This window comes from Gammaproteobacteria bacterium CG11_big_fil_rev_8_21_14_0_20_46_22, from assembly GCA_002796245.1.
In the GTDB taxonomy this organism is placed as follows: domain Bacteria; phylum Pseudomonadota; class Gammaproteobacteria; order UBA12402; family UBA12402; genus 1-14-0-20-46-22.
On sequence record PCWT01000031.1, the window covers coordinates 53,167 to 56,788 of the forward strand.

At 48.8% G+C, this 3,622-nt stretch carries 3 protein-coding genes; all 3 read left to right on the plus strand.

Annotation, left to right across the window (positions count from 1 at the left end):
• The first annotated feature begins 350 nt into the window (after positions 1-350).
• The 3 genes from COV52_03975 to COV52_03985 are packed head-to-tail and all read left to right on the plus strand — an operon-like array spanning position 351 to position 3,525.
• The gene (locus tag COV52_03975) at positions 351-638 is read left to right on the plus strand and encodes an Asp-tRNA(Asn)/Glu-tRNA(Gln) amidotransferase GatCAB subunit C (GenBank protein ID PIR11478.1); all 288 of its coding nucleotides are present in this window, start codon (positions 351-353) and stop codon (positions 636-638) included.
• 5 nt (positions 639-643) lie between these two features.
• On the plus strand, positions 644-2,098 hold the full coding sequence (locus tag COV52_03980) for an Asp-tRNA(Asn)/Glu-tRNA(Gln) amidotransferase GatCAB subunit A (GenBank protein PIR11479.1): 1,455 nt from the start codon (positions 644-646) through the stop codon (positions 2,096-2,098).
• A complete protein-coding gene (locus tag COV52_03985) occupies positions 2,095-3,525 on the plus strand; it encodes an Asp-tRNA(Asn)/Glu-tRNA(Gln) amidotransferase GatCAB subunit B (GenBank protein PIR11480.1) in 1,431 nt (476 codons plus the stop codon). Before COV52_03980 ends, COV52_03985 begins: the two co-directional genes overlap by 4 nt.
• Positions 3,526-3,622 lie beyond the last annotated feature (97 nt).

The window sequence follows — 3,622 nt, forward strand, 5'->3', positions numbered from 1 at the left end:
TTCATTCTTCTCGTTAAATAGGACTGGCTATTCGCCTCAAATAATAAACAACTTGGCCTCAACCCCTTCAGTTTTCGCTTGCAAAAATCAATTGTAAACAGACCATAGTCACTTGGCTATCGCGATATTCCTCGATCCCGGGGGCGCCTATACGCCAAAAAAAGGCCCTGCAACAATAGGTTTAGGGCATCGATGGTTTGCTGATAATATGGGTTTATTATTGTTTTGTACAAAGATTGGGCGATTCTAGTGCCTTGATGGGCGTTTGTACAGCCTGTTTTTCAGCTATTTACAGTCTGCGCTTGCTTGCTATAATGGCCACCCTTTGAACAATAACGATGAGAAAGCTGATGGATGCAAAAGGTATACGACGCATCGCACGCCTGGCCCGGTTGTCTATTCATGATGATGATATCCCAAGCTATGCTGAGAAAATGACGAAATTATTGGAGTTGGCTGATAAGCTGCAAGCGGTGGATGTCTCACAGTGTGAGCCCTTGTCTCACCCTTTGGAAATCACCCAGCCCTTGCGAGCTGATGAAGTCACGGAAGTGGATCAACGTGAGCTGTTTCAAACGTTAGCACCTGAGGTAGAGCGTGGATTTTACCTCGTGCCCCAAGTTATCGAGCAAGAGTGATGTCTATGCATAATGATACCCTTAAGCAATTGTCCGACAAACTGGCAAACAAAGACATCTCATCGGTTGAGCTCACACAACATTGTATCGATCGCGTGAATCGCTACGATGATAAGCTCAATACCTTTATTACACTGGATGAAGAGTTTGCGCTTGCACAAGCGAAAGCGGCGGATGCACGCATCGCCAAAGGAGAAGCGAATGCCATGACGGGTCTTCCGATTGCACAAAAAGATATTTTTTGTGCGAAGGGTATGAAGACGACCTGTGCCTCAAAAATGTTAGATAATTTTATCGCGCCTTATGATGCGACCCTGATTACGCAGTTTAATAATGCAGGCTGCGTGTTGTTTGGTAAAACGAACATGGATGAGTTTGCCATGGGCTCATCGAATGAAAACAGTTTTTATGGTGACTGCCAAAACCCTTGGGATTTGGATTGTGTGCCGGGTGGTTCTTCAGGTGGTAGTGCCTCGGCGGTTGCGGCGCGCTTGGTGCCGGCCAGTACGGGCACTGACACGGGCGGCTCGATTCGGCAGCCGGCGGCATTTTGTGGCATCACGGGCTTAAAGCCGACTTACGGTCGCGTGTCACGCTACGGCATGATTGCCTTTGCGTCGAGCCTGGATCAAGCAGGCCCCATGGCGCAAACGGCGGAAGATGCTGCGATGATGATGAATGTGATGGCAGGTTTTGACCCGAAAGACTCCACGTCGGTCAACCGCCCCGTGGAAGATTTTACGGCCAAGCTTAACCATCCGCTTAAAGGCCTCACGATTGGTTTGCCTAAAGAATATTTTGTTGAGGCTTTAAATCCGGAAATTGCACGTGTGCTGCACGAAGCCGCCAAGGTGTTGGAAAGTTTGGGTGTGACGCTTAAAGATATGAGTCTGCCGCACACAGACATGGGTATTCCTGTGTACTACGTGATTGGTCCGGCGGAATGTTCTTCGAACTTGTCGCGTTTTGATGGTGTGCGTTATGGTTACCGTTGCGAAAACCCGGTGGATTTAGATGATCTGTATTGCCGATCACGCGGTGAAGGTTTTGGTCCTGAAGTGAAGCGGCGCATCATGATGGGCACGTATGCTTTATCTTCAGGTTTTTATGATGCGTATTACACCAAAGCGCAAAAAGTTCGTCGCATGATGAAGCAGGATTTCGTCGAAGCGTTTAAAACCGTGGATTATATTTTGTGTCCATCCACGCCGAGCACGGCATTTCGTGAAGGTGAGAAATGTGACGATCCGATCAGTATGTACTTGGCTGACGTGTTTACGGTTGCAGCGAATATGGCGGGATTGCCGGCGCTGTCCATGCCAGCGGGTTTTGTCAAAGGCTTGCCTGTGGGTGCGCAGTTGATCGGTAACTATTTCGATGAAGCGGGCATGCTGAATGTTGCGCATCAATATCAACAGGCAACGGACTGGCACACAAAAATCCCGGAGATGTTTTTATGAGTTGGGAAGTGGTCATTGGTTTAGAAGTACACACGCAACTTAATACGCGCAGTAAAATATTTTCAGGCGCTTCTACGCAGTTTGGCGCAGAACCGAACACGCAAGCTTGTGCGGTGGATTTGGGGTTGCCGGGTGTCTTGCCGGTGTTAAATAAAGAGGCTTTAAATAAAGCGGTTTTGTTTGGTCTGGCCATTGGCGCCCACATCAATAAGCAGTCTGTCTTTGCACGTAAGAATTATTTCTACGCCGACCTTCCAAAAGGGTATCAAATCAGCCAGCACGATTTGCCTATCGTCGGTCAAGGTGAGTTGGTGATTACACTGTCTGATGGTGTGAAGAAAACCGTGGGCATCACGCGTGCACACTTGGAAGAGGATGCGGGTAAATCTGTTCATGAAGATTTAAACGGTAAGACGGGTGTGGATTTAAACCGCGCAGGCACGCCTTTGTTAGAAATTGTTTCAGAGCCGGATATGCGCTCTTCCGAAGAGGCGGTGGCGTATGCGAAATCGCTGCACAGCTTGGTGCGCTACATTGGTATTTGTGATGGGAACATGCAAGAAGGCTCATTTCGTATGGATGCCAATGTCTCGGTTCGCCGGCCCGGCGAGCCTTTGGGCACGCGTTGTGAAATTAAAAACTTAAATTCGTTTCGTTTTTTAGAGCAAGCTATTGAATACGAAGTGGAGCGTCAGATTGAGTTGATAGAGCAGGGCGGTGAAGTGCGCCAAGAAACCCGTTTGTTTAATGTGGAAAAGGGTGAGACACGTGCGATGCGCTCTAAAGAAGACGCGCACGATTACCGTTATTTCCCTGACCCTGATTTGGTGCCGGTGGTGATCGAAGACGATTACTTAGCAGCCATGAAGGCGAAGCTACCTGAGCTTCCTGAGGTGAAGCGTGATCGTTATATCAAGGATTACGGCTTAAGCGAATACGACGCGACGCTGGTCACGCAAGACATGGGTTTGGTGACGTATTTTGAAGCCTGCGTGAAGTCCACTCAAGCCGCACCTAAAATTGTTGCCAACTGGTTGTTGGGTGAGCTCAGTGGCGCCTTGAATAAAGCCGGATTCAGCTTCGAACAATCGCCGGTCTCACCTGAAGCCTTGGCGGGCTTGCTTGATCGAATCACTGATAACACCATTTCCGGTAAAATCGCCAAGCAAGTGTTTGAGGCGATGTGGGCTGGTGAGGGTCGTGCCGATGATATTATTGAGGCTCAGGGTTTGAGGCAGGTCACAGACACGGGTGCGATTGAGGCGATGATCGATGAGGTCTTGGCTCAAAGCGCCGCTCAAGTGGCTGACTATAAAGCCGGTAAAGACAAAATGATGGGGTATTTTGTGGGCCAAGTGATGAAGCTTTCCCAAGGTAAGGCAAACCCGCAGGCGATCAATGCCATCTTGAAGGATAAGCTGAAGTAAATGCATACACAAGCACACCGTTTCATGATCCCGTTGTTGGTGATTAATGTGATTATTGTCGTGGCGGGTGGTTTTTTGGCGCCACTGTGGGCGAGTT

Coding starts and splice junctions, on each gene's coding strand:
- COV52_03985 (PIR11480.1), top strand. CDS start 2,095: ATGAGTTGGGAAGTGGTCATTGGTTTAGAAGTACACACGCAACTTAAT.
- COV52_03980 (PIR11479.1), top strand. CDS start 644: ATGCATAATGATACCCTTAAGCAATTGTCCGACAAACTGGCAAACAAA.
- COV52_03975 (PIR11478.1), top strand. CDS start 351: ATGGATGCAAAAGGTATACGACGCATCGCACGCCTGGCCCGGTTGTCT.